This window comes from Micromonospora sp. NPDC047187, from assembly GCF_040643355.1.
GTDB lineage: Bacteria > Actinomycetota > Actinomycetes > Mycobacteriales > Micromonosporaceae > Micromonospora > Micromonospora salmantinae.
Window position 1 is genome coordinate 31077 of sequence record NZ_JBEYUF010000033.1, and the last position, 23712, is coordinate 54788.

A 23712-nucleotide genomic window follows, 5' to 3' on the forward strand; every position below is an offset into this window, starting at 1 on the left:
TCTCACCGGAAGCGCGGCGTTGCGACCCCGATTGACGACTCGACGATTCCCTAGCCGTCTCGGCCGCGCACGGACCCTGGCCGCCGGTCGCGTAGTGGTTCGATCGGCGGCCAGGGCCTTTGGTCAGCTGCCGACGTACGCGGCCAGGTGCTCGCCGGTGAGGGTGGAGCGGGCGGCGACGAGGTCTGTGGGCGTGCCCTCGAAGACGATCCGGCCACCGTCGTGGCCGGCGCCGGGGCCGATATCGATGATCCAGTCGGCGTGCGCCATGACCGCCTGGTGGTGCTCGATGACGATCACCGACTTGCCGGAGTCGACCAGGCGGTCGAGCAGGCCGAGCAGTTGCTCGACGTCGGCCAGGTGCAGGCCGGTGGTCGGCTCGTCGAGGACGTACACGCCGCCCTTCTCCGCCATGTGGGTGGCCAGCTTCAGCCGTTGCCGCTCCCCGCCGGACAGAGTCGTGAGCGGCTGCCCCAGGCTCAGGTAGCCGAGCCCGACGTCGGCGAGCCGGTCGAGGATGGCGTGCGCTGCCGGCGTGCGCGCCTCGCCGGCGCCGAAGAACTTCTCGGCCTCCGTCACCGACATCGCGAGCACCTCGCTGATGTCGCGACCGCCGAAGCGGTATTCCAGCACCGATGCCTGGAACCGCTTGCCCTCGCAGTCCTCGCAGGGGGCGGCTACGCCCGCCATCATCCCCAGGTCGGTGTAGATGACGCCGGCGCCGTTGCAGCTCGGGCAGGCACCCTCGGAGTTGGCGCTGAACAGCGCCGGCTTCACCCCGTTGGCCTTCGCGAACGCCTTGCGGATCGGGTCGAGCAACCCGGTGTACGTGGCCGGGTTGCTACGCCGTGAGCCGCGGATCGCGCCCTGGTCGATCGAGACCACGCCCGCGCCGGCCGGGATCGAGGAGTGCACGAGCGAACTCTTGCCGGAGCCGGCGACGCCGGTCACGACGACGAGCACCCCGAGGGGTACGTCGACGTTCACGTCCCGGAGGTTGTTGGCAGTGGCGCCCCGGATCTCCAGCTTGCCGGTGGGCGTCCGCACCGTCTCCTTGAGGGCCGCCCGGTCGTCGAGGTGGCGGCCGGTGATGGTGCCGCTGGCCCGCAGACCTTCCACTGTGCCCTCGTAGCAGACGGTCCCGCCCTCGGTGCCGGCGCCGGGCCCGAGGTCGACGACGTGGTCGGCGATGGCGATGGCCTCCGGCTTGTGCTCCACGACCAGCACTGTGTTGCCCTTGTCGCGCAGTTGGAGCAGCAACTCGTTCATTCGTTGGATGTCGTGCGGGTGCAGCCCGATCGTCGGCTCGTCGAAGACGTAGGTGACGTCGGTGAGCGAGGAACCGAGGTGACGGATCATCTTGGTGCGCTGCGCCTCACCGCCGGAGAGGGTGCCCGACGGTCGATCGAGCGACAGGTAGCCCAGCCCGATCTCCTCGAACGAGTCGAGGAGGTGTTGCAGGCCGGCCAGCAACGGGGCCACCGACGGCTCTTCGATCCCGCGCACCCAGGCGGCCAGGTCGCTGATCTGCATCGCGCACGCGTCGGCGATGTTCCTGCCCTTGATCTTCGACGACCGGGCCTCCTTGCTGAGCCGGGTGCCGGCACACTCGGGGCAGGTCGTGAAGGTCACCGCGCGCTCCACGAAGGCGCGGATGTGCGGCTGCAACGCGTCGATGTCCTTGGCGAGGAAGGACTTCTGGATCGACGGGATGAGGCCCGCGTACGTCAGGTTGATCCCGTCGATTTTGATCTTGGTCGGCTCCCGGTGGAGCAGGTCCTGCAGCTCCCGCTTGGTGAACTTGGCGATCGGCTTGTCCGGGTCGAAGTAGCCGCAGCCCCGGAAGATCCGGCCGAACCAGCCCTCCATGCTGTAACCGGGGATGGTGATCGCGCCCTCGTTGAGCGAGAGGTTGTCGTCGTAGAGCGCCGACAGGTCGATGTCGGTCACCGCACCCATGCCCTCGCACCGCGGGCACATGCCGCCGAGACGGTTGAAGGTCGCCTTCTCGGTCTTCGTCTTGCCAGCGCCGCGATCGACTGTGATCGCCCCGGTCGCCTTCACCGACGGAACATTGAACGAGTACGCGTTGGGCGAGCCGATGTGCGGCTGCCCGAGCCGGCTGAACAGGATGCGCAGCATCGCGTTGGCGTCGGTGGCGGTGCCGACGGTGGAGCGGGAGTTGGCGCCCATCCGCTCCTGGTCCACGATGATCGCCGTGGTCAGGCCATCCAGCAGGTCGACCTCGGGCCGCGCCAACGTCGGCATGAAGCCCTGAACGAAGGCGCTGTAGGTCTCGTTGATCATGCGCTGCGACTCGGCCGCGATGGTGCCGAACACCAGCGAGCTCTTGCCGGAGCCGGAGACACCGGTGAACACCGTCAGCCGCCGCTTCGGGATCTCGACGCTGACGTCCTTGAGGTTGTTCACCCGCGCGCCCTGCACCCGGATCAGGTCGTGGCTGTCGGCGACGTGCGGCTCGGACGGCTGGATGGCCGTGCTCATCGTGTCTCCATCTGTCGGGCGCGCAGGACTCAGCGCACTTCCTGGATTCGGACCATGTTGCCCGCCGGGTCCCGGAAGGCACAGTCGCGCACGCCGTACGGCTGCTCGGTCGGCTCCTGGACGACCTCGGCGTCGCTGGCCTCCAACTTGGCGAAGGTGGCGTCGAGGTCGGTGGTGGCGAGGTTGACGCCGAAGTAGCTGCCCTTGGCCATCAGCTCAATGATGGTCTGCCGCTCGTCGTCGGTGATGCCGGGGTTGGCTGCCGGCGGGTGCAGGACGATGGCCGTGCTGGGCTGGCCGACCGGCCCGACAGTGATCCACCGCATCCCCTCGTAGCCGACGTCGAGGCGGACCTCGAAGCCGAGGACGTCGCGGTAGAAGACCAGCGAGGCGTCCGGGTCGGTATGCGGCAGGAAACTCGAATGAATGGTGATGTCCATGCTGGTCACGCTAGTTGCGGCTCGGTGACCCGCGCTTCTCGATTCCTGACCGGTCTGGTCACCTGCTTCGCCACGCACGACGGCATTCCGGCCGTCGCCTGCGCCGCCTGCCGCCGGTAGACGCTGGGCGGCACGCCGACCAGCTCGGTGAAGCGGGTGCTGAAGGTGCCCAGCGACGAGCAACCGACAGCGAAACAGACGTCGGTGACGCTCAGGTCGCCACGGCGCAACAGGGCCATCGCCCGCTCGATCCGTCGGGTCATGAGGTAGCTGTACGGAGATTCGCCGTAGGCGAGCCGGAACTCACGGCTGAGGTGACCGGCCGACATGTGCGCGCCACGGGCGAGCGCCTCGACGTCCAACGGCTGCGCGTACTCCCTGTCGATCCGGTCGCGGACCCGGCGCAGCCGCGCCAGGTCTGCCAGCCGCTGGGCCGCGTCGGATTTGCTGCTCACCTGCGAAATCGTGCCACAACCCACCGACAATCCGCCGCACGCCGGCGCGGGCGGGGGCCGACGAGCCGGTCAGCCGGCCTCGCGGCGGGCGCGGGCCCGGCGCTTCCCCTCGTGCATGGCCTGCACCCGGGCCACCGGGATGGTCCGGCCCTCGGCCACCAGGTCGGCGGGGAGCGGTTGCGGGGCCGGCATCAGGGCGGTCCACGGATCGCCGTCGGCGAGCAGTGCGGGCGCGGTCCGGATGGTGAAGTCGGCGGGGGTCACCTCGGTCAGGTCGGCCCAGTCGACCGGGAACGAGACCGGCATCCCCGGGCGCAGCCGGGGGCTGTACGCGGCGGCCACTGTCGCCCCGCCCGCCCGGGTGGCGTCCACGAAGACCCGGCCACCCCGGTCCTCCTTGATGTACGCCGTGGTGGCCAGCGCCGGGTCGAGCCGCTCGGCGCGGACGGCGAGCGCCCGGGTGGCGGCGGCCAACTCCTCGGCCGTTGGTTCGTCGGTCACCGGGACGAAGACGTGCACGCCCTTGGCGCCGCTGGTCTTGACGGCGCCGGCCAGGCCGGCGTCGGCGAGCGCCTGACGGACCAGCAGGGCGGCGTCGACCGCCGCGCGGAACCCGTCGCCGTCCGGCGGGTCCAGGTCGAGGATCAGGTGGGTCGGGCGGTGCAGATCCGCCACGGTGGCCAGCGTCGGGTGGTACTCCACGGCCCGCTGGTTGGCGAACCAGAGCAGGGTGCGGCGGTCGTCGCAGAGGGCGTACGAGATCTCCCGGTGCGACGCCTCCGCCCAGACCGGTGCCCGGCGGACCCAGTCCGGGGTGTAGCGGGGCAGGTTCTTCTGCATGAACGGCGGCTGGCCGGGGCGGACCCTGATCACCGACAGCGGCCGGCCCCGCAACTGCGGGAGGAGGCGGTCCCGAACCGCGTCGAGGTAGTCGACCAGGTCACGCTTCGTCGCGTCGTCACGGTCGGACAGCGGCTGGTCCAGGTTGGTCAGGGCCACGCCGTCCCGGGTCTCGTCAGCCTCGCTCACCCGACCACCCTCCCGGCCCCGGTGCCGTCGGTCAACTGGACGCGGCGCTTCGGTACGGATCGATTCCGGCACCCACCCCGGCCGGTTCCGTCGGGTTGGCCGCTGACGACGGCCGGGCCGGGCGGCGGGGCAGGGTTGTCAGCGCCACCAGCCACGCGGCGACCACCAGAGCGGCGGCCACGGCGAACGCGGTCCGGTAGCCGCCGGCGAGCGCGGCGGTCTCGGCCCAGCCGGCGGCCCGCAGCCCGTCGCTGCGGGTGGCGGCCAGGGTGGCCAGCGCGGCCAGGCCGACCGCCCCGCCGACCTGTTGGGTGGTGTTGGCCAGGCCGGAGGCGAGCCCGGCGTCGGTGTCGGTCGCGCCGGCCATGGCCAGTGTGGTGACCGCCGGCAGGGTCAACCCGCCGGCCACCCCGAAGATCAACATCGCCGGGAGTACGTCCGCGACGTAGCCGCCGTCGGCGGGCAGCCGGGCGAGCAGGAGGAAGCCGACGGTCGCCAGGCCGAGCCCGACCAGCAGAACCATCCGGGCACCGAAGCGGGCGATCAGCCGACCGGCCAGGCCGAGCGAGACCACGGCGATCACGACCGGGGTGGGCAGAAAGGCCCAGCCGGTCGCAGCGGCGTCCAACCCCAGCACCAGTTGCAGCTCCACGGCGAGCAGGAACTGGAACCCGAAGTACGCGCAGACCATGAGGAACTGCACGGCGTTCGCCGCCACCAGGCCCGGGACGCGCAGCACCCGGTACGGCACCAGCGGGGCCGCCGCCACCCGTTGACGCAGCGCGAACCCGCCGAGCAGCAGTGCCGCGAGGGCCACCGCGCCGAGCGTCCGAGGGCTGGTCCAGCCGTGCTCGCCCGTGCCGACGATGCCCAACACGGCGGCCATCAGCCCGGCGGTGGCGAGCAGCGCGCCGGGCAGGTCCAGGCCGGCGCGCAGGCCGATCCCTCGTTCGGCAGGGAGCCGGCGGAGGGCCGCGATGAGGATGGCCGCCCCGATCGGCACGTTGACCAGGAAGATCGTCCGCCAGCCGGCGGCCTGGGTGAGCACCCCTCCGGCCACAGTGCCGACCGACGCACCGGCGGCGCCGGTGAAGCTGAAGACGGCGATGGCGCGGGCCCGCTCGGCCGCTTCGGGGTAGAGCCGGACGATCATGCCGAGGCTGACCGCCATGGCCAGCGCGCCGCCGACGCCCTGCCCGAACCGCGCGCCCACCAGCAGGGCCGGCCCGGTGGCGACCGCGCAGGCCAGCGAGGCCAGTGTGAACAACGCGACGCCGGCCAGGAAGACCCTGCGCCGGCCCAGCAGGTCACCGAGCCGGCCGGCGAGCAGCAGCAGCCCGCCGAACGCGACCAGGTAGGCGTTCACCACCCAGGCCAGACCGGCGGCGCTGAAGCCCAGGTCGCGTTGGATGGCGGGCAGCGCCACCGCGACGACGGTGCCATCCAGGATGATCATCAGGCTGCCGGCGCAGAGCACCAGCAGCGCCGGCCAACGAGATGGGACGACACGCTCCACGAAACGCCTCCTTGGTGCACTGTTTGTTACCGAGGTCATCGTCTGTGACCATGAACCGGAGCGGAAGGAGGCACTTTGATGTCCCAGAGGAACAGCGATGTGTCCGCGCTGGTCAAGGCCGAGCTGACCTGCGCGGCCGAGAACGTGCCGTTCACCCCGGGCCAGGCTCGGGCGTGCACCGTCCGCGAGGTGCTGGACCGGGTCGGCGGCAAGTGGAGCATCGGCATCCTGGTGGCCGCCTCGCACGGACCGGTGCGCTTCACCGAGCTGGAGCGGCACATCGAGGGGATCAGCCGCCGGATGCTCACGCTGACGCTGCGCAACCTGGAACGGGACGGCCTGCTGCACCGCACTGTCTACCCGACAGTTCCGCCCAAGGTCGAATACACGGCCACCCCGATGGCGCTGGAGCTCTACGAGTCGCTGGTCGCGCTGACCAGCTGGGCCGAGCGGCACCGGCGGGCCATCGCCGAGGCGCGGACCAGGTACGACACCCAGCACGCCGGGTAAACCCAGCGAGGGGTGTGGCGAATACCACCGCTTCCATCTGACCGATCGGTCAGGGTCTGACCGATCGGTCAGGCATGCTGGTCTGCGGGAGGTGGACCGGGCATGGTCAGAGCGGTACCCGACACGCACGGCGAGATCCTCGCCGCGGCGGCGCGGCAGTTCACGGTGACCGGCTACCGGGGCACCTCCCTGCAGGACATCGCCCGGGAGGTCGGCTGCTCCAAGGCCACGGTGCTCTACCACTTCGCCAACAAGGAAGCCCTGCTCGCCGAGCTGATGGCCCCCGCGATCGAGGTGCTCCGCAGCCTCGACGACCAGCTCACCGGCCTGACCGGAGCTGCCGCCCAGGAGGTCGCCGCACAGGGCTTCGTCGACCTCGCGGTCCGGTTCCGGCAGGAGATCGCGGTACTGCGCGGCGAGTTCCCGGAACTGCTGTGCCAGCCGGCCTTCGCGCACATCCAGGAGATCTCCGACCGGCTGCGGGACGCGTTGGCCGGGCACTCCGACCGGCCGGGCGCCCGGATCGCCGCGCTGGTGCTGCTCGCCGGCATCTCCGAGGCGTGCGGCGAGTTCGCCGACATCCCCGACGACGAACTGCGCCTCGCCCTGCTCACCCTCGCCCGGCGGGCCGTCGAACCCGTCGACGCGCCACTGCCCCATCCACCCACGACCGAGGACAAGGACTCCTGATGGCCACCCTGCTCTACCGGCTCGGCCGGGGCGCGTTGCGCCGGCGACGGCTCGTCGTCGCGCTCTGGCTCGTCGTACTCGTCGCCGCCGGCCTGGCCGCGGCGACCCTGCGCGGCCCGACGGCGAGCAACTTCACAATGCCCGGCACCGAGAGCCAGCGCGCGCTCGACCTGCTGGCCGACCAGTTCCCCGCTGCCAGCGGCGCCACCGGCACCATCGCGGTCAAGGCGCCCGCCGACGGCCAACTGGCCACCCCGCAGGGTCAGGCAGTGGTGCAGGAACTCGTCCAGCAGGCGTCGGCACTGCCCGGCGTGGTCGGCGCGGTCAACCCGCTCCAGGTCGGCGCGGTATCACCCAACGGCCGGTACGCGCTGGTCCAGGTCCAGTTCGCCAGCGGCGGGGACGACGTCACCGACGAGCAGCGCACCGCCTACGAGCAGGTCGGCGCAGCGGCAAAGGCGCAGGGTTGGCAGGTCGCCCCCGGCGGCGAGGTGCTCGGCGGCGAGCCGGAGATCGGCTCCACCGAGGCGCTCGGCGTACTGGTCGCCGCGATCGTCCTGATCATCACGTTCGGTTCCCTGGTCGCCGCCGGCATGACGATGCTCAACGCGCTGATCGGCGTGGGCGCCGGCATGGCCGGACTGTTCGCGCTGAGCGGCGTCGTCCAGCTCACCAGCACCGCGCCGATCCTGGCGCTGATGCTCGGTCTCGCGGTCGGCATCGACTACTCACTCTTCATCACCTCCCGGCACCGGCAGAACCTGCTCGACGGCCTGTCCCCGGAGGAGGCGGTCGGCCGGGCCGTGGGCACCGCCGGCTCGGCAGTGGTCTTCGCCGGCGCCACAGTGGTCATCGCCCTGGCCGGACTCGCCGTGGTGGACATCCCGTTCCTCACCGTGATGGGTCTCGCCGCCGCCGGCACCGTCACCGTCGCCGTACTGGTCGCCATCACCCTCCAGCCGGCGCTGCTCGGCTTCGCCGGTCGCCGGGTCCTCCCCCGCCGGCTGCGCTCCGTTCCCACCGACGGCACCACCACCGACGGCACCGCCGCTGACGAGGACGACTCGGACGTCACCGACCGGCCGGCCGCGACGACGACCACGACCGAGGAGCGCAACCGGTTCGGTTTCCGCTGGGCGCGACTGGTCACCCGGTTCCGCGTACCGGTCATCCTGGTCGGCCTGCTCGGCCTGGGGCTGCTCGCGCTGCCCACGCCGGACATGCGGCTGGCCCTGCCGGGCGCCGCGACGGCCGCTGTCGGCTCGCCCGCCCGGGTGGCGAACGACCTGACCGTCGAGGGCTTCGGAGCGGGCTTCACCGGCCGGCTCGCCGTGGTGGTCGCCGGTGACACGCCACAGGCCACCTCGGCCGCCGTGCCGCAGGTCACCGCCCTGCTCCAGCGCACCGAGAACGTCCTCGCGGTGGCGCCGCCCCAGCTCAGCCCGGACGGCCGGACCGCGCTGCTCGGCGTGGTGCCGAAGACCGGCCCGACCGACGAGGCCACCGAGACCCTGGTGCACGACATCCGTGGCGCGGTGAGCGGGATCCCCGACGCGGACGTGCTGCTCACCGGCGTCACCGCCATCGGCATCGACGTCTCCGAGAAGCTCTCCGACGCGCTACCGATCTACCTGCTGCTGGTGGTCGGGCTCTCGGTGCTGCTGCTGATGCTGGTGTTCCGCTCGCTGCTGGTGCCGATCAAGGCGGCGCTGGGCTTCCTGCTCACCGTCGCCGCCACGTTCGGCATCACGGTGGCCGTCTTTCAGCAGGGGCACCTCGCCGACCTGGTCGGCCTGGACACGCCCGGCCCGCTGATCAGCTTCCTGCCGATCCTGCTCATCGGCATCCTGTTCGGGCTCGCCATGGACTACGAGGTGTTCCTGGTGTCCCGGATGCGGGAGGACTTCGTGCACGGTGAGACGGCCCGGCAGGCCACCATCAGCGGCATGGGGCACGGTGCACGGGTGGTCACGGCCGCCGCGCTGATCATGATCTCGGTCTTCGGGGGCTTCGTCTTCCTGGAGGACCCGGTGATCAAGTCGATGGGCTTCGCGCTCGCCATCGGTGTCGCCATCGACGCGTTCGTGGTCCGGATGACCATCGTCCCGGCAGTGATGTCGCTCCTCGGCGACCGCGCCTGGTGGCTGCCCCGCTGGCTCAACCGCGCCCTGCCCAACGTGGACATCGAAGGTGAGGGCCTGCGCACCCACCTAGAAGACCGCACCCCAACCCGCGTCTGACCCCCACCACCCTGTCGATCATGGAGTTGTGGTGCCCGTCGTGCCCCGATCAGGGGCCTTCGTCCAGCACCACAACTCCATGATCGATGCGATCGAGCGGGCGTCAGACGCCCGCCGGGTAGGTCTCCATCTCGCCGGGGACCGCCGGCACCGGTAGCGGATGCAGGGCCGTGGTGTCATCGCACCAGATGAAGGCGTCATAGCGGTCGCCGAGCCGGGTGGGCACGTAGTTGCCCCAGGACTCGAACGACGGGTCGTAGACGACCCCGATCGCCCGGTGGTCCACGGTCTCGGTGACCCAGCCCGGCTGGTCGTCACCGCCGAAGATCAGCACCGCCCGTTCCGGCATCAGCTCGTGCAACCGCCGCTCGATCGAACCCTCCCGAGCCGGGGGCACCACCATCGCCTCGGGCGGTGAACCCCACCGGGGTGCGGCGATCACAGTGCCCCGGTAGCTGCCGAAGCCGACCAGGGCCACCGCGTCCTCGCCGTGCCGTTCCCGGGCCAACTGACCAATGTTGACCATGCCGTCGGCGGCCATGTCGGTGGCCCGCGCATCCCCGACGTGCGTGTTGTGCGCCCAGACGATGCCCCGGGCGTCGGGGCCGTAGCGGTCCAACAGCCGGTCCAGGGTGTCCTGCATGTGGGTGTCGCGGATGTTCCACGAGTCCGGCCCGCCGGCCACCATCGCCCGGTAGTAGCGTTCGGCGCCGGCCACCACCTCCGCGTTCTGCCAGGCCGAGAAGCGGTCCGGGCCGTCGGAGAGGGCGTGTTCGCGGGTCCGGGCGAGCAACCGGACAACCTCCTCCTCGCACCGCGCGGAGACGAACCGGCTGGCCGCACCGTACTCCTCGACCCTCTTGCCGTACGGCTCGAAGCACCGGTACGCGTCCTGCGCCGCCTCCAGCGACTTCGGGTCCTCCTCCCCCAGGTAGTCGAAGATCGCCTGCATCGACTCCCAGAGGCTGTAGACGTCGAGGCCGTGGAACCCGGCCCGTTGCTCCTCCGGCCGCTCCACGTTCCAGGCCCGCAACCAGCTGGCGAACCGGGCCACCTCGGCATTGGCCCACATCCAGGTCGGCCATCGCTCAAACTGGTCGAGTGCGAGCTGCGGTTCGAGCGCGCCGCCCGGCGCGGCCGTCACCGAACGGTGCACCCGATCGCAGTCGGGCCAGTCACCCTCCACGGCGACGAAGGAGAAACCGCACTCCGCGATCAACCGGCGGGTGAGTTGCTCGCGCAACCGGTAGTAGTCGTAACTGCCGTGGGTGGACTCACCGATCATCACCACCCTGGCGTTCCGAACGCGCTCCAGCAACGGGTCGAAATCGCTCGGCGCGCCGAGCCGCTGAACCAGCATGCCAGCGGCTACCCGGCCGCCGCTGCGGCAAACCGTGCGCGCGTCGCGGGCCGACACGCCGACCGCCGGGCCGTCGTGGGCCCCAACCCCGCCGGTGTACGACCACCGCGAGCGGGTAGCCGGCCGACATGACCGTCACCGGGGTTCAGTTGCAGGAGTACCTGGCCGGGCTCGACTACCCGGTCTCGCGGGAGGACCTGATCCGCTGGGGTCAGGAGAACGGGGCCAGCACGGCAATGTTGCAGATGCTCCAGGCCCTAACACCCGAGCAGTTCAACTCCCCCGACGAACTGAACGCCGCCCTCTCCACCCCCACCTAAACCCGCCCAACCCAACCCCAGCCCCAACCCGGCCCCCGCCCAGCCCGAACCCGGGTGATCAAGAGGTTTGCGTCATGCCGCGTGGCGTGTCGTGACGCAAACCTCTTGATCAACTTGGGCTGGCGGTTGGGGTGGGTGGGGTGGGGTGGGGTGTTAGGGGAGGGGGATGGTGCGGGATTCGGTTCGGGCGGTTTCGGCGGCGGCGAGGATGGTGACGACCTCGCGGCCGAAGCGGACGTCGCAGCGGTGGTCCCGGGTGCCGGCCCGCACCTGCTCGACCAGCTGGTCGATGGCGACGCCGAACGCGGTGGCGGCGTCGTTCTCGCCGAACGGGACGTTCTCGATGCCGTTCTCGCCGTAGAACACGAACTCCCGGGCCATCGACTCGGTCGGGGCATCCAGGGAGAGCGAGGCGCTGCTCGTGGCACCGCCCTCGTGGGTGAGCAGCAGATGCACCATCCCGTTCGGTCCGTCCATTGCCGCCACCTGCGTCACCCGGCCCAGCACCGGCAGGAGGATCGAGAGCGCGTGCGGGGCGATGTCCCAGAGCGCACCGTGCTCCCGACGCCACAACGAGCCGCCGTACGGGCTGCCGTCCTGGAAGATCGAGGCGAACGCGGTGGTCCGGCCGTGCTGCCAGCCCCCGGCGGCGGCGGTGGCGGCGAGGAACGCGGTCACGTTCGGCTGGAACCGCTGGGTGAAGAAGACGACCGAGGCGACCCCGGACTCCTCGGCGGCGGCCACGACCCGGTCGGCGTCGGCCACGCTGAGCGCCAGCGGCTTGTCCAGCAGCAGGTGGCGGCCGGCGCGGGCGGCCCGGACCGCGATGTCGGCCTGGATGTCCGGCGGCAGGGCGACGGCGATCGCCTCGCACTGCTCGATCAGCGCGTCGACGTCGGCGTAGGCGGGCACGCCGTACCGCTCGGCCAGTGCGGAGGCCCGCTCCGGGTTGCGGCCCCACACCCCGACCAACTCCGCGTCGGGATGGGCGTGCAGCGCCTTCCCGTGCGTCTCGATCGCCCAGTGACCGGTGCCGAACAAGCCGAACCGCAGCACGTGTACCTCCGCTGTTTCCCCGCACCGCGACAACGCCACGGACGTGATCCACGCTAGTCGCCCGGGCGGCCATGACGGCGGCGGGTTCGACCAATCGAAGCAGCTCACCTTCATTTCCAGATTCACAACGACGGACCGGACCCGCTCCTCGCCGTCTCCGTCTCCTGGCTGCAAGCAGGCGGCTGACCCCGTCCGAGAAGCGTGGCACCGGGGCTGCGGACCCCTGGACGGGTGCGCGTCACACGCGGAGAGGCAGGGCACCCCGTTACTACGACGGTTAGTAGGCTGTGCCGGTGACCGAGGCAACGACCGGGTGGCGCCGGTGACCAGCGTGGGCGCCGATTCGCCGGTGGACGGGATCGTCGCGACAGTGCCGATCGTGCTGTCGCTGCTCGTGGCGGTGTGGGCGCTGGTGGCGGCGGTACGCCACCGACCGCCGGACCGGGTGCAGTTCGTCGGTCTGGCCGTACTCGAAGTGGCGTTGTTGGTGTTGAGCGTGCTGGCGCTCGTCGCGGTCGGCGGCGGGGATCGGCCCGGCGAGCCCGGCGCGTTCTTCGGCTACCTCGTCACGCTGGTGTGCCTGCCGCCACTGGCCTGGGTGCTGGCCCGGATGGAACCGACCCGCTGGGGTTCGGCGATCGTGTGTGCGGTCTGCCTGGTGACCCCGGTGGTGGTGGTCCGGTTGCAACAGACCTGGGAGGTCCTCGGTGGTTGAGACAGGACCGGCTCGGCAGCGCACGAACTCCGGCCCGGGTCGGCTGCTGATCGCGGTCTACCTGCTCTTCGCGATCGCGGCGACGAGTCGGGCGGGCCTGCAGCTCGCCACCAAGTTCGACGAGGCGCCGGTGGCGTACCTGCTCTCCGGGGTGGCCGCGCTCATCTACATCGTGGCGGCGGTGGGGTTGGCCCGCGCCGGTCACACCGGCCGTCGGGTCGCGCTGGCGTGCTGCTCGGTGGAGCTGGTCGGGGTGGTCGCGGTCGGCATCCTGAGCCTGGTCGACAAGGACCTCTTTCCGGACGAGACGGTCTGGTCGCAGTTCGGCAGCGGGTACGGCTACATCCCACTGGTGCTGCCGGTGCTCGGCCTGATCTGGCTCTGGCGCACCCGCCGCGCCCCCGCCTGACCCGCCGCTCAACCGGCTGACCCGGTGCCGACCCGGCTGACCCGGCGACGAGGCCCGGCGACGAGGGCGCCGGCCCACCTGCCGGAGCGCCCTCGTCGGGGGTACGGGTCAGTCCCGTGGGCCGCCCGCGACGTAGATGACCTGACCGGAGACGAAGCCCGCGCCGTCGCTCGCCAGGAACGAGATGGTGTGCGCGACGTCCTCCGGCCGCCCCGGGCGGCGGACCGGGATCTCGGCGGCGGCGTGCTTCTGGAAGTCGTCGAAGTCGACCTTCATGCGGGCGGCGGTGGCCGCGGTCATGTCCGTGACGATGAAGCCGGGCGCGACAGCGTTCACTGTCACCCCGAACGGACCCAGCTCGATGGCGAGCGTCTTGGTGAAGCCCTGTAGACCGGCCTTGGCGGCGGCGTAGTTCGCCTGGCCCCGGTTGCCCAGCGCGGAGGTGCTGGAGAGGTTGACGATCCGCCCCCACTTCCTGTCCACCATGTGCTTCTGGGCGGCCTGGCTGAACAGGAACGCGCCGCGCAGGTGCACCCCCATCACCGTGTCCCAGTCGGCGTTGGTCATCTTGAACAGCAGGTTGTCGCGGAGCACACCGGCGTTGTTGACCAGCACGGTGGGCGCGCCCAGCTCGGCGGCGATGCGGCTCACCGCCGCCTCGACCTGGTCCCGGTCGGACACGTCGGCGCCCACTCCGAGCGCCCGGCCACCGGCGCCGACGATGGTGTCCACCGTCTCCTTGGTGGCCGCCTCCTCGATGTCGACCACGGCGACTGCCATTCCGTCGGCGGCCAGCCGTCGGGCGGTGGCCGCGCCGATGCCGCGTGCGGCTCCGGTGACGATGGCGACGCGGGACTCCTCCGACATGATTACCTCCCGGTAACTTGGGGTCGATCGGAGGAGCTTAACCTCAACAGGCCGACCCCCGGCATAGGCGAATCCACCGGTATCCGTGGCCGGAGACCTTCACCGCGCCGAGCTTGCCCAACTCTCCGTAGCCACGGTCGGCGAGCACGTCGATCGGCAGGTCGGCCTCCGGTTCGAGGCTGCTGAGATCCACCTCGACGTCGTCGGTGCCCAGGTTGTGCACGAAGACCATCGTCCCGGTCGGCCCGTCCGCCCGGTGCGTCAGCACGCCGGGCGGCACCGGCACGTCGATGTGGCTGGTCGAGCCGGAGCCGATCTCCGGCGCCTCCCGCAGCGTACGGATCATGCGCTCGAACCAGGCGAGCAGTGACTTCGGGTCGCCCCGCTGGGCGGTGACGTTCACCGTCTGGTAGCCGAACTCACCCTTGTCGATGACCGGGCGGACCAGCTTCTCCGGGTCCGCCGTGGAGAAGCCGGAGTTCGGCTGGTACGACCACTGCATCGGGGTACGGATCGAGTCCCGGCCGCGCAGCGACAGGTCCTCACCCATCCCGATCTCCTCGCCGTATCGCAGCACCGGCGTGCCGCGCATCGAGAACTGCAGGGCGTACGCCAGCTCGATGCGCCGCCGGTCGTTGCCGAGCATCGGGGCGAGCCGGCGACGGATGCCCCGGTCGTAGATGCGCATGTTCTCGTCCGGGCCGAACTCCGCGTACACCTGGTTGCGCTGTTCGGTAGTCAGCCGGGACAGGTCGATCTCGTCGTGGTTGCGCAGGAAGGTGGCCCACTGCCCACCGACCGGCAGCTTCGGGGTGTCGTGCAACGCGTCGATCAACTGCTCCGGGTCCTGGCGGGCCAGGGAGAGCATGAGTCGCCCGTTGAGCATGAAGTCGAAGAGCATGTGGATCCGGTTGCCGGAACCGCTGGCGTCGCCGAAGAACGTCGGTAGCTGGTCCGGTTCGACGTTCGCCTCGGCCAGCAGGACGGCGTCGCCGCGGCGCCACTGGACGTGTTGGCGCATCTCGGTCAGGAACTCGAAGTCCTTCGGGGAGTTCGGGTTGCCCGGTTCGGTCAGCTCGATGATGAACGGCACCGCGTCCATCCGGAAGCCGGAGACGCCGAGCTGGAGCCAGAACGACATGATCTTCTTGATCTCGTCCCGGACCTGCGGATTGGCGAAGTTGAGGTCCGGCTGGAACTTGTAGAACCGGTGGTAGAACCACGCCTTGGCGGTCCGGTCGTAGCTCCAGGTCTCGTCCTGCTCGCCGGGAAAGACCATGCCCTGGTGCCTGTCGTCCGGCTCGGTGTCGGACCAGACGTACCAGTCCCGGTAGGGCGAGTCCGGCGAGGAGCGGGCGGACTGGAACCACGGGTGCTCGTCCGAGGTGTGGTTGACCACCAGGTCGATGATCACGCGGATGCCCCGGTTCTGCGCCTGGTGCAGCAGCTCGGCGAAGTCGCCCAGGGTGCCGAAGCGCGGGTCCACGTTGTAGAAGTCGGTGGCGTCGTAGCCGTCGTCGCGGTTGGGCGACGGGTGGATCGGGTGCAGCCACAGGCAGGTCACCCCGAGCCGGGCCAGGTAGTCCAACCTCCCGATCAGCCCACGGATGTCACCGACCCCGTCGCCGTCGGAGTCGGCGTACGTGTCGATGTCGAGGCAGTAGACGACGGCTTCGGAATACCAACGGTCACCCATGCCGGAGGAACATCTCCGTTCGATCACCGCGGCAAACCCGTCCGGCGGGCGGCGGGCGCGGGGTGGCGTTGGCTACCGTGCCGCCATGGAGAACGACCTCGTACCGCCGAGCGAACTGTTGGACTGGTCCCGGGGCAGCTGGCTGCACCCGCCGGTACGCGTCGAGGAGGGCCCGGCCGGCGAGTTGATCGTCGAGCCGGCGGCGGAGAGCGACTTCTGGCGGCGGACCAGCTACGGCTTCGTGCACGACAACGGCCCGGCGCTGCTGGCGCCGCTGCCGGTGGGTGCCGCCATGGAGGTGAGCTTCCGGCTCGACTTCTCGGCCCAGTTCGACCAGGCCGGTGCGTTCGTCCGCGTCGACGAACGGACCTGGACCAAGGCGGGCGTGGAGGTGAGCGACGGCGAGGCGCAGCTCGGCGCGGTGGTGACCCGGGAGTTCTCCGACTGGTCGGTGGGGCCGGTGCCGGAGTGGGCGGGCCGGGAGGTGACCGTCCGGGTGAGCCGGGCCGGTGACGCGCTGACCGTCCGCGCCCGGGTCGACGACGAGCCGTGGCGACTGGTCCGGCTCGCCCCGCTGGACCCGACGGCCGAGGCCGTCGCGGGCCCGTTCTGCTGCGCGCCGTCCCGCGCCGGCCTGACAGTGGTGTTCACTGGCTGGCGACAGGGGCCGGCGGACACCGTGCTGCACCCGGAGCACTGAGCGCAGGTGTAGTTCGGGCCCCGCCGGGTATGACCCTCCGATCCCCGAAAGCGGACCGGAAGGACGACCTATGGCGTACGCCCAGGCTGGCGACCCGTCCGAGTTCACCGGGTTGACCGGCTGGGTGGCCTCGGTGATCGAGGCGATGGGTCCGGTCGGAGTGGCGCTGCTGGTGGCGCTGGAGAGCATCGTTCCGCCGATCCCCAGTGAGATCGTGCTGGCGCTCGCCGGTTTCCTGGCGCACGAGGGCGAGTTCAACGTCTTCCTCGTGGTGCTGGCCGCGACGGTCGGCTCGCTGGTGGGCGCGTTGGTGCTCTACTGGCTGGGCGCGGCGCTGGGCGAGGAACGGCTCAAGCGCTGGTTGGACCACATCCCCTTGGTGGACAGCGACGACCTGGAGAAGGCCGACAAGTGGTTCGAGCGGCACGGCCGGTGGGCGGTGCTGATCGGCCGGGTGGTGCCGGTGGTCCGCAGCCTGGTCTCCGTGCCGGCCGGGGCCAACCGGATGCCGCTGGGTGAGTTCATCCTGCTCACCACCATCGGCAGCGGGGTGTGGAACGGTCTCATCGTGGGCGCGGGTTACGCGCTCGGGCGCCGTTGGCAGGACGTCGAGCGCTACAGCGACTGGTTCAACTACGCGATCGCCGCGGTCTTCGTCGTGATGGTGGCCAGTTGGGCGATCCGTAAGGTTCGCAAGCGTCGGGGTCGCGACGACCGGCGGTCGGTGACCGCCGGTCGCTGATCCGCGTTACCGCCTACCGCCGGCGTCCTGACCGGACGCCGGCGAGCGCGCTCAGGGCAGGGTGTCCAGGTGCGGGCCCACCGTGTTGGCGAAGCCGTTGCCGTTGCTGACGTCCCAGTTCACCGACCAGGTCATCGCGCCCCGGATGCCGGGGTAGGTGCGCGGTGGGCGGAAGCTGCCGCAGTTGGTGCCCCGGGCCAGACAGTCCAGGGCGGCGTTGACCACGCTGGGCGCGACGATGCCGCCACCGGCCGCCCCCGCTCCGGCGGGCAGGCCGAGGCCGACCTGGTCGGGGCGGAGCCCGGCCTCCAATTGGATGCAGGCCAACGCGACGATGAAGTTCACGGTGCCCTGGCCGTATGCGGCGTTCTGGTCGCAGCCGAGCATCGCGCCGGAGTTGTAGTACTGGGTGTTGACGACGGTGAGGATGTCCCTGATGTCGAGCGCCAGCTTGAAGTAGCCACCGGCCGGGTTCTGCATGTCGATGGTCTGCGGCGCCATCGCGATGATCAGCCCCGACCCGACAGTGGCCCGCAGCGCTCGCAACGCCTGCGCCATGTACGTGGGGTTGAGCCCGTTCTCCAGGTCGATGTCGATCCCGTCGAAGCCGTACCGGGCGATCAACGCGGCGGCCGTGTCGGCGAACGCGGCGGCCGAGGCGGCGTTGTTCACTGTGACCCGGCCGGTCTCACCACCGACGGAGAGGATCACCCGCTTGCCCCGGCTGTGCAGGGTGCGGACGTCGGCGGTGAAGTCCGCGTCGGTGTAGCCGCCGAGCGCGGCGGCCAGCCCGGGGTCGACGCCGAAGGTGAGCGCGCCGGGAGTCGTGGTGGCCTCGGCGAAGGCGACCGCCACCAGGTCGTATTCGGCGGGGACGTCGCGTAGCCGCAGCTCGACGGCGGGGTTGTCGAAGTTGTGCCAGTACCCGGTGAGCAGGTGTTTCGGCAACCCACCGGTGGGCGGGTCGGTCGGCGGGGGCGTCGTCGGCGGTGGGGTGGTGGGTGGCGGCGTGGTGGGTGGCGGCGTGGTGGGTGGGGTGCCGCCGCCGCAGGACGCGCCGTTGAGCTGGCAGCCGCCCGGTGAGCCGGAGCCGCTGGCCAGGAAGCCGAAGGAGACCGACGCGCCGGGGGCGATCGTGCCGTTCCAGGATCGGTTGGTGAAGGTGTGCCGCTGGCCGGACGAGCTGAGCAACGCGTCCCAGTAGCTGCCGAGGGTGGTGCCGGACGGCAGGTCGAAGGCGAGGCTCCAGCCGTTGATGGTCGAGCTGCCGCCGTTGGTGATGGTGTACTTCCCCTCCCAGCCGGAGCCCCAATCGGCGGTCTTGACGAAGCTGGCGGTGGCGCCGGCGGCGTACGCGGGCAGCGCCACCCAGGCCGCGCCGAGTGTCGCCGCGAGGGCGGCGACGAGGGACAGGACAAGCGATCTGGAGCGTTTCATGCGACCCTCCGGGCCCGGACGGGCATTTATGGACGTCAACGTTGCTGCCAATTATTAAGACAGTTAACTGTTTCTGTCCAGAGGGCGCGTCGAGACCGCCTGCGGGCGGCGGAGCACCGCCTGCTCAAGAGCCGACCACACGCTGGTGGTCACCAGGTAGATCACCGCGGCGAGCGGCAGCACCAGCGCCACCAGCACTGTCGTGAACGGCAGCAGGGGCAGCAGCCGGCCGAGCGTGGCCGCCCCCGGTCCCTCGGTCGGCGTACCGGCCACCGTGCCCACCGCCGCCGACGCCCGCCGGGCCCGCCGCGACGACCACCAGGCCACCACCAGCAACACCACCAGCAGTACGCCGAACAGCGGTCCGGCCGCACCGGCCAGCCCGTCGCTGAGATGGTGACCCAGTGGCACCCCGGCCAACCGCTCGTCCAGCAACCCGGTGCCACCCTCACTGGTGCTGAACAACCGGTACAGCACCAGCAGGAACGGTGCCTGGATGAGCAGCGGCAGGCAGCCGGCGATCGGGTTCGCGCCGGCCTCGCGGTACAACGTGAACACCTCCCGCTGAAGCGTCGCCGGGTCGTCCGCGTACCGCTTCTGAAGGTCACGCACCTGCGGGGCGAGCGCCGCGCGGCGCCGCTCGCCGCGGACCTGCGCGACGGTCAGCGGCGAGATCAGCAGGCGGACGGCGATGGTGAAGAGCACGATGGCGGCGGCGGTCGCTCCGCCGCCGGCCAGTGGTTCGAGCAGCTCGGTGAGCCAGGACAGCGCGCTGCCGGCAGCGGCGACAGCGTCGTGCAGCGGTGCGAAGGCAAGCATGGGAAACCCCTCGGTCCGATTCCGGTGAGGCCCTCCCCCGGGCGGTGTCCGCTCAACAAGGGGGGCCGGTGACGGCGGGATCGGCCGCGCGGCGGCGTGGCGCTACGCGGCCGAGGGGTGCCCCGGAGCACGGGGACGAGGACGACCGGCCGCATCCGGGTCGATCTGGCGAGGCATTCGGCGGCTTCGGGAGCGGGCCCGCAGCCCGGCCCACCGCCGACCGGCACCGGGCACGCCCGCCCGGTCGTGCACCCGGGCCGCCAGCACCACCGCGAGCAGCACCAGGGCGGTCAACGCGGCGCCCGCCAGCAGGTCGACCGGACGGCCCGCGAGCACTGTGAGCTGGGCGAACGCGGACATCCACGCGACCCCGACATAGCCCAGCAGCACCGGCACGGGCCCAGCATAGGACCCGCTGTCACCTCACCCAGCCGAATCCGGCGGCCCGCCCCGAGTACGGCGCGCCGCCGCCACGTTTCCCGGCATCGCCACGTTGGGTAACCAACGAAGGACCAACGCGGACGGACCGCGACGGTAGGAACGGACGGGTGATGTCGATGACCGGTCAGGTGGCGGAGGCGCCCAGCGACATGGCTGCGGCGACCGGGTTGCTCACCGTGGGTGTCGAGGAGGAGTTCCTGCTCGTCGATCCGCACACCGGGGCCGCGGTTCCGGCCGTGGACCTGGTCATGGAGCAGGTGCCGGCCGAACTTCGCGGGCAGGTGGAGCGGGAGTTCCAGACCAGTCAGATCGAGATCGGCAGCCCGCCCGGCCTGGAACTCTCGTCGATCCGGCACTCCCTCGGCGTACTGCGTCGGGCGCTCTCCGACGCCGCCGAGCGGGCCGGCGTACGCCTGCTCGCCATCGGCACCGGCCCGGTGGACGGCCCGGTGCCGCCAGTGGTGGACAAGCCCCGCTTCGACCGGATGATCGAGCGGTTCCGGCTGCTCGTCCCCGGCCCCGGCAACAACGGCATGCACGTACACGTCGGGGTGCCCGACCCGGACACCGGTGTGCAGGTGCTCAACCACGTACGGCCGTGGATGCCGATGCTGCACGCGGTGACCACCAACTCGCCGTTCTCCCGGGGCGAGGACACCGGCTACGCCAGTTGGCGCTCCGTGGAGTGGGAGCGCTGGCCGTCGGTGGCGCCGACGCCGTTCCTGGAGTCGCACGAGCACTACCAGCGGCTGATCCGCCAGTTGATCTCCAGCGGGGTGATGCTCGACGAGGGGATGCTCTACTGGTACGCCCGCCTGTCGGCGAAGTACCCGACAGTGGAACTGCGGATCGGCGACGTCTGCCCGTCGGTGGACGACGCGGTGCTGGTCGCCGCGTTGGTCCGGGCGCTGGTGGCCACCGCCATGGCGGATGTCGAGGCCGGCCGGCCGGCGTTGCAGACCGACCACCACCTGCTGGTCGGCGCGCACTGGCGGGCCGCCCATGACGGCCTGGAAGGTGAAGCCGTCGACGTCACGAACGGTGAGCTGCGCCCAGCCTGGGAACTGTTGGACCGGTTCGTGGAGCGGATGCGGCCGGCGCTGGAGCAGCACGGCGACTGGGCCGAGGTGACCGACCTGCTGGGCGGGTTGCGCCGGCACGGCAGCGGCGCGGCGCGGCAGCGCGCGGTGTTCGAGCGCACCGGCCGACTCACCGACGTGGTGCAGGACGTCGCACGGCAGACCCGCGGCTGATCACCGCGTGACAGGATGAACCCGTGGCGCAACGGCTGATCGTCATCGGCGGGGACGCCGCCGGAATGTCGGCGGCGTCCCAGGCCAGACGCCGCCGTGACCGTGGCGACCTGGAAATCGTGGTCTTCGAGCGGGGCCACTTCACCTCCTACTCGGCGTGCGGCATCCCGTACTGGATCAGCGGCCTGGTTCCCGGCCCCGAGGCGTTGATCGCCCGCACCCCGGAGACGTTCCGCACCGAGTACGCGATGGACGTCCGGATGCGCCACGAGGTCACGGCCATCGACCTGGAACGCCGCGAGGTGGTGGCCCGGGACCTCAAGGGCGGCGGCGAGGTCCGCGAGCGCTTCGACGACCTGATGTACGCCACCGGCGCGGTGCCGGTGAAACCGTCGTGGGCGATCACCGACGCGGGCGGCGTGTTCGGCATGCAGACCCTCGACGACGGTGCGGCGCTACGCGACTGGCTGGACGCCGACCCGCAACCGCGCCGGGCCGTTGTGGTCGGCGGCGGGTACATCGGCGTCGAGATCGCCGAGGCCCTCATCCAACGCGGCCTCTCGGTGACCCTGGTGGAAGCCGGCGAGCAGCCCATGTCGACCGTCGACAGCGACATGGGCGAGCTGGTCGCCGAGGCGATGCGCGGCCTCGGCATCACGATTCGCGGCAGCCTGCCGGTGACCGGCCTGGAGGAGCGGGACGGCAGGGTGTCCGCCGTGGTCACCGCCGAGGGGCCGATCCCGACCGACGTCGTGGTCATGGGTCTGGGCGTACGCCCCAACGCCGCGCTCGCCGAGGCGGCCGGGCTGCCCCTCGGGCCGACCGGCGCGATCCGGGTGGACCGGCGGATGCGGGTGCCCGGGCACCCCGGGGTCTGGGCGGCCGGCGACTGCGTCGAGACCCTGCACCGGATCAGCGGGTTGCCGGTGCACGTGCCGCTCGGCACGCACGCCAACAAGCAGGGCCGGGTCGCCGGAATCAACATCGGTGGCGGGTACGCCACCTTCACGGGCGTGATCGGCACGGCGGTGACAAAGGTCTGCGACCTGGAGGTGGGTCGGACGGGTCTGCGCGAGCGCGACGCCACGGCTGCCGGCTTCGAGTTCGTCTCGGTGATCGCCGAGTCGACCAACCGGGCCGGCTACTACCCGGGTGCCCGGCCGATGACCGTCAAGCTGATCGCCGAGCGCCCCAGCGGCCGGTTGCTCGGCGCGCAGATCGTCGGCTGGTCCGAGGCGGCCAAACGGATCGACTCGCTGGCCGTGGCGCTGTGGAACGGCATGACGGTGGACGATATGACGCAGCTGGACCTCGGCTACGCTCCGCCGTACGCGCCGGTGTGGGATCCGGTGCTCATCGCTGCCCGAAAAGCGGTCGACGCGCTCGCCGCTCTCGACCGTTGACCCGCGCCCGCCGTGGAGGACCACCCCGTGACCCAGACCCCGACCCGGCCGACAGTGCGTCGGCGTCCCACGATGGTCGACGTGGCCCGGCGGGCCGACGTCAGCCTGAAGACGGTCTCCCGGGTCGTGAACGACGAGCCGGTGGGGCAGGAGTTGGTCGGCCGGGTGCTGGCCGCCATCGCCGAGCTGGGCTTCCGGCGCAACGACATCGCTCGTAACCTGCGCTCGCGGCAGCTCAACGCCACAGTGGGGCTGCTGATCGAGGAGATCGCCAACCCGTTCTACGCGACCATCGCCAGCGTCGCCGCCGAGATCGCCGCCGCCCACGGCACCATGCTGATCACCGCATCGTCGGAGGAGGACCCGGAGCGGGAACGCGCCCTGCTCCAGGACTTCACCCAGCGCCGGGTCGACGGCCTGCTGGTGGTGCCGGCGGGCCTCGACCACTCGTTCCTGCGCCGCGAGGTCGAGCTGGGCATGCCTGTGGTGTTCCTGGACCGGCCGCCGCAGGGGCTGCAGGCCGACGCCGTGCTGTTGGACAACCGGGGTGGCAGCCGCGCCGGGGTGAGCGCGCTGCTCGACGAGGGGCACCGACGGGTGGGGCTGCTGCTCGGCGCGCCGAGCGTGCCCACCATGCGCGAGCGTCTGGCCGGGGCACGGGCGGCGCTGGACGCCGCCGGAGTCGAGCCGGACGAGTCGCTGATCCGTGAACGGCTCATCGCTCCCGAGGAAGCCGGCCGGGCGGTCGCCGCGCTGCTCGACCTTCCGGAGCCGCCCACCGCGTTCTTCTGCGCCAACAACCGGCTCACCGTCGGCGCGCTCCAGGAGCTGCACCGGCGGGGCAGTGACGCCGCGCTGGTCGGTTTCGACGACTTCGAGCTGGCTCACCTGATGCCCCGACCGCTGACCGTCGTCGCCTACGACACCCGGGAGCTGGCGAGGGTCGCCACAGAACGGCTGTTCGAGCGCATAGCCGGCGACGACTCCCCACCGACAACCACGGTGCTCCCCACGCGGCTCCGACCCCGCGGCCTCACCTGACCCCCGCCCACCCCATCCGGTGGCGGAACCGCGAGCGTTGAGCAGGACGTGCTGGCCCCGGAGGAGCA

The 23712-nt window shown here is 71.3% G+C and carries 23 protein-coding genes; 11 read left to right on the forward strand and 12 right to left on the reverse strand.

What is annotated here, in order from left to right; genetic code table 11:
• Positions 1–123 precede the first annotated feature (123 nt).
• The 5 genes from ABZ794_RS31025 to ABZ794_RS31045 form a co-directional block, all read right to left on the reverse strand.
• Entirely contained in the window at positions 124–2505 is a 2382-nt protein-coding gene (locus ABZ794_RS31025) for an excinuclease ABC subunit UvrA (protein ID WP_210785749.1), read from the reverse strand.
• A 29-nt stretch (positions 2506–2534) separates the two neighbouring features.
• Positions 2535–2945: a VOC family protein gene (locus ABZ794_RS31030; RefSeq protein WP_357518892.1), complete on the reverse strand. Its 411-nt coding sequence runs from the start codon at positions 2943–2945 to the stop codon at positions 2535–2537.
• A 5-nt stretch (positions 2946–2950) separates the two neighbouring features.
• Positions 2951–3400, reverse strand: coding sequence for a helix-turn-helix transcriptional regulator (locus ABZ794_RS31035; RefSeq protein ID WP_357518894.1), 450 nt, complete (start codon positions 3398–3400; stop codon positions 2951–2953).
• Between the two features lie 69 nt (positions 3401–3469).
• Positions 3470–4429: an ATP-dependent DNA ligase gene (locus ABZ794_RS31040; protein WP_357518896.1), complete on the reverse strand. Its 960-nt coding sequence runs from the start codon at positions 4427–4429 to the stop codon at positions 3470–3472.
• Positions 4430–4460: 31 nt separating this feature from the next.
• Positions 4461–5945: an MFS transporter gene (locus tag ABZ794_RS31045; protein ID WP_357518898.1), complete on the reverse strand. Its 1485-nt coding sequence runs from the start codon at positions 5943–5945 to the stop codon at positions 4461–4463.
• Between the two features lie 75 nt (positions 5946–6020).
• Here ABZ794_RS31045 and ABZ794_RS31050 point away from each other — a divergent pair, with 75 nt between their 5' ends.
• The 3 genes from ABZ794_RS31050 (at position 6021) to ABZ794_RS31060 (ending at position 9385) form a co-directional block, all read left to right on the forward strand.
• Positions 6021–6455: a helix-turn-helix domain-containing protein gene (locus ABZ794_RS31050; protein WP_238688513.1), complete on the forward strand. Its 435-nt coding sequence runs from the start codon at positions 6021–6023 to the stop codon at positions 6453–6455.
• A gap of 102 nt (positions 6456–6557) precedes the next feature.
• The gene (locus tag ABZ794_RS31055; RefSeq protein WP_357518900.1) at positions 6558–7145 is read left to right on the forward strand and encodes a TetR/AcrR family transcriptional regulator; all 588 of its coding nucleotides are present in this window, start codon (positions 6558–6560) and stop codon (positions 7143–7145) included.
• The gene (locus ABZ794_RS31060; RefSeq protein WP_210785755.1) at positions 7145–9385 is read left to right on the forward strand and encodes an MMPL family transporter; all 2241 of its coding nucleotides are present in this window, start codon (positions 7145–7147) and stop codon (positions 9383–9385) included. The genes ABZ794_RS31055 and ABZ794_RS31060 overlap by 1 nt, the downstream gene beginning before the upstream one ends.
• 103 nt (positions 9386–9488) lie before the next feature.
• On the opposite strand, the gene ABZ794_RS31065 is transcribed toward ABZ794_RS31060, so the two are convergent.
• Positions 9489–10745 carry an erythromycin esterase family protein gene (locus ABZ794_RS31065; protein ID WP_238688511.1) on the reverse strand — a complete coding sequence of 419 codons (1257 nt, stop codon included), beginning with the start codon at positions 10743–10745 and terminating at the stop codon, positions 9489–9491.
• Between the two features lie 128 nt (positions 10746–10873).
• Between ABZ794_RS31065 and ABZ794_RS31070 the strand changes: the two genes are divergently transcribed.
• Positions 10874–11065 (forward strand): DUF2795 domain-containing protein, encoded by a 192-nt coding sequence (locus tag ABZ794_RS31070; protein WP_210785757.1) that lies wholly within the window; start codon positions 10874–10876, stop codon positions 11063–11065.
• Positions 11066–11218: 153 nt separating this feature from the next.
• On the opposite strand, the gene ABZ794_RS31075 is transcribed toward ABZ794_RS31070, so the two are convergent.
• A complete protein-coding gene (locus ABZ794_RS31075) occupies positions 11219–12121 on the reverse strand; it encodes a Gfo/Idh/MocA family oxidoreductase (RefSeq protein WP_238688510.1) in 903 nt (300 codons plus the stop codon).
• A gap of 322 nt (positions 12122–12443) precedes the next feature.
• Here ABZ794_RS31075 and ABZ794_RS31080 point away from each other — a divergent pair, with 322 nt between their 5' ends.
• Both ABZ794_RS31080 and ABZ794_RS31085 read left to right on the forward strand, forming a co-directional pair.
• Positions 12444–12836 (forward strand): hypothetical protein, encoded by a 393-nt coding sequence (locus tag ABZ794_RS31080; RefSeq protein ID WP_181539482.1) that lies wholly within the window; start codon positions 12444–12446, stop codon positions 12834–12836.
• The gene (locus ABZ794_RS31085; protein ID WP_210785355.1) at positions 12829–13245 is read left to right on the forward strand and encodes a hypothetical protein; all 417 of its coding nucleotides are present in this window, start codon (positions 12829–12831) and stop codon (positions 13243–13245) included. The genes ABZ794_RS31080 and ABZ794_RS31085 overlap by 8 nt, the downstream gene beginning before the upstream one ends.
• A 108-nt stretch (positions 13246–13353) precedes the next feature.
• Here the strand turns inward: ABZ794_RS31085 and fabG are convergent, their stop codons facing one another.
• On the reverse strand, positions 13354–14112 hold the full coding sequence (fabG, locus tag ABZ794_RS31090; RefSeq protein WP_357518903.1) for a 3-oxoacyl-ACP reductase FabG: 759 nt from the start codon (positions 14110–14112) through the stop codon (positions 13354–13356).
• Between the two features lie 43 nt (positions 14113–14155).
• Complete coding sequence (locus ABZ794_RS31095) at positions 14156–15808, reverse strand: alpha-amylase family protein (RefSeq protein WP_210785357.1); 1653 nt, start codon at positions 15806–15808, stop codon at positions 14156–14158.
• 85 nt (positions 15809–15893) lie between these two features.
• Here ABZ794_RS31095 and ABZ794_RS31100 point away from each other — a divergent pair, with 85 nt between their 5' ends.
• Together ABZ794_RS31100 and ABZ794_RS31105 are read left to right on the forward strand one after the other, a co-directional pair.
• On the forward strand, positions 15894–16508 hold the full coding sequence (locus ABZ794_RS31100; RefSeq protein ID WP_357518906.1) for a DUF1349 domain-containing protein: 615 nt from the start codon (positions 15894–15896) through the stop codon (positions 16506–16508).
• Between the two features lie 70 nt (positions 16509–16578).
• Positions 16579–17250, forward strand: a complete 672-nt coding sequence (locus ABZ794_RS31105) for a DedA family protein (protein WP_210785359.1) — start codon at positions 16579–16581, stop codon at positions 17248–17250.
• 51 nt (positions 17251–17301) lie between these two features.
• Here the strand turns inward: ABZ794_RS31105 and ABZ794_RS31110 are convergent, their stop codons facing one another.
• From ABZ794_RS31110 to ABZ794_RS31120, 3 genes are all read right to left on the reverse strand, one after another.
• On the reverse strand, positions 17302–18687 hold the full coding sequence (locus tag ABZ794_RS31110) for a cellulose binding domain-containing protein (RefSeq protein WP_357518908.1): 1386 nt from the start codon (positions 18685–18687) through the stop codon (positions 17302–17304).
• Positions 18688–18750: 63 nt separating this feature from the next.
• Positions 18751–19506, reverse strand: a complete 756-nt coding sequence (yidC, locus tag ABZ794_RS31115; RefSeq protein WP_238688504.1) for a membrane protein insertase YidC — start codon at positions 19504–19506, stop codon at positions 18751–18753.
• A gap of 102 nt (positions 19507–19608) precedes the next feature.
• Positions 19609–19902: a DUF6412 domain-containing protein gene (locus ABZ794_RS31120; protein ID WP_357518910.1), complete on the reverse strand. Its 294-nt coding sequence runs from the start codon at positions 19900–19902 to the stop codon at positions 19609–19611.
• A gap of 161 nt (positions 19903–20063) precedes the next feature.
• On the opposite strand from ABZ794_RS31120, the gene ABZ794_RS31125 reads away from it, so the two are divergent.
• The 3 genes from ABZ794_RS31125 (at position 20064) to ABZ794_RS31135 (ending at position 23644) form a co-directional block, all read left to right on the forward strand.
• Positions 20064–21200: a glutamate--cysteine ligase gene (locus ABZ794_RS31125; RefSeq protein ID WP_357518912.1), complete on the forward strand. Its 1137-nt coding sequence runs from the start codon at positions 20064–20066 to the stop codon at positions 21198–21200.
• A 23-nt stretch (positions 21201–21223) separates the two neighbouring features.
• On the forward strand, positions 21224–22603 hold the full coding sequence (locus tag ABZ794_RS31130; RefSeq protein ID WP_210785363.1) for an FAD-dependent oxidoreductase: 1380 nt from the start codon (positions 21224–21226) through the stop codon (positions 22601–22603).
• A gap of 72 nt (positions 22604–22675) precedes the next feature.
• On the forward strand, positions 22676–23644 hold the full coding sequence (locus ABZ794_RS31135) for a LacI family DNA-binding transcriptional regulator (RefSeq protein WP_210785390.1): 969 nt from the start codon (positions 22676–22678) through the stop codon (positions 23642–23644).
• Positions 23645–23712 lie beyond the last annotated feature (68 nt).

Bases quoted from the DNA above. Each gene is read 5' to 3' on its own strand.
- ABZ794_RS31025 (WP_210785749.1), bottom strand. From the start codon at position 2,505: ATGAGCACGGCCATCCAGCCGTCCGAGCCGCACGTCGCCGACAGCCAC.
- ABZ794_RS31030 (WP_357518892.1), bottom strand. From the start codon at position 2,945: ATGGACATCACCATTCATTCGAGTTTCCTGCCGCATACCGACCCGGAC.
- ABZ794_RS31055 (WP_357518900.1), top strand. From the start codon at position 6,558: ATGGTCAGAGCGGTACCCGACACGCACGGCGAGATCCTCGCCGCGGCG.
- ABZ794_RS31060 (WP_210785755.1), top strand. From the start codon at position 7,145: ATGGCCACCCTGCTCTACCGGCTCGGCCGGGGCGCGTTGCGCCGGCGA.
- ABZ794_RS31065 (WP_238688511.1), bottom strand. From the start codon at position 10,745: ATGCTGGTTCAGCGGCTCGGCGCGCCGAGCGATTTCGACCCGTTGCTG.
- ABZ794_RS31070 (WP_210785757.1), top strand. From the start codon at position 10,874: ATGACCGTCACCGGGGTTCAGTTGCAGGAGTACCTGGCCGGGCTCGAC.
- fabG (WP_357518903.1), bottom strand. From the start codon at position 14,112: ATGTCGGAGGAGTCCCGCGTCGCCATCGTCACCGGAGCCGCACGCGGC.
- ABZ794_RS31095 (WP_210785357.1), bottom strand. From the start codon at position 15,808: ATGGGTGACCGTTGGTATTCCGAAGCCGTCGTCTACTGCCTCGACATC.
- ABZ794_RS31100 (WP_357518906.1), top strand. From the start codon at position 15,894: ATGGAGAACGACCTCGTACCGCCGAGCGAACTGTTGGACTGGTCCCGG.
- ABZ794_RS31105 (WP_210785359.1), top strand. From the start codon at position 16,579: ATGGCGTACGCCCAGGCTGGCGACCCGTCCGAGTTCACCGGGTTGACC.
- ABZ794_RS31110 (WP_357518908.1), bottom strand. From the start codon at position 18,687: ATGAAACGCTCCAGATCGCTTGTCCTGTCCCTCGTCGCCGCCCTCGCG.
- yidC (WP_238688504.1), bottom strand. From the start codon at position 19,506: ATGCTTGCCTTCGCACCGCTGCACGACGCTGTCGCCGCTGCCGGCAGC.
- ABZ794_RS31125 (WP_357518912.1), top strand. From the start codon at position 20,064: ATGACCGGTCAGGTGGCGGAGGCGCCCAGCGACATGGCTGCGGCGACC.
- ABZ794_RS31135 (WP_210785390.1), top strand. From the start codon at position 22,676: ATGGTCGACGTGGCCCGGCGGGCCGACGTCAGCCTGAAGACGGTCTCC.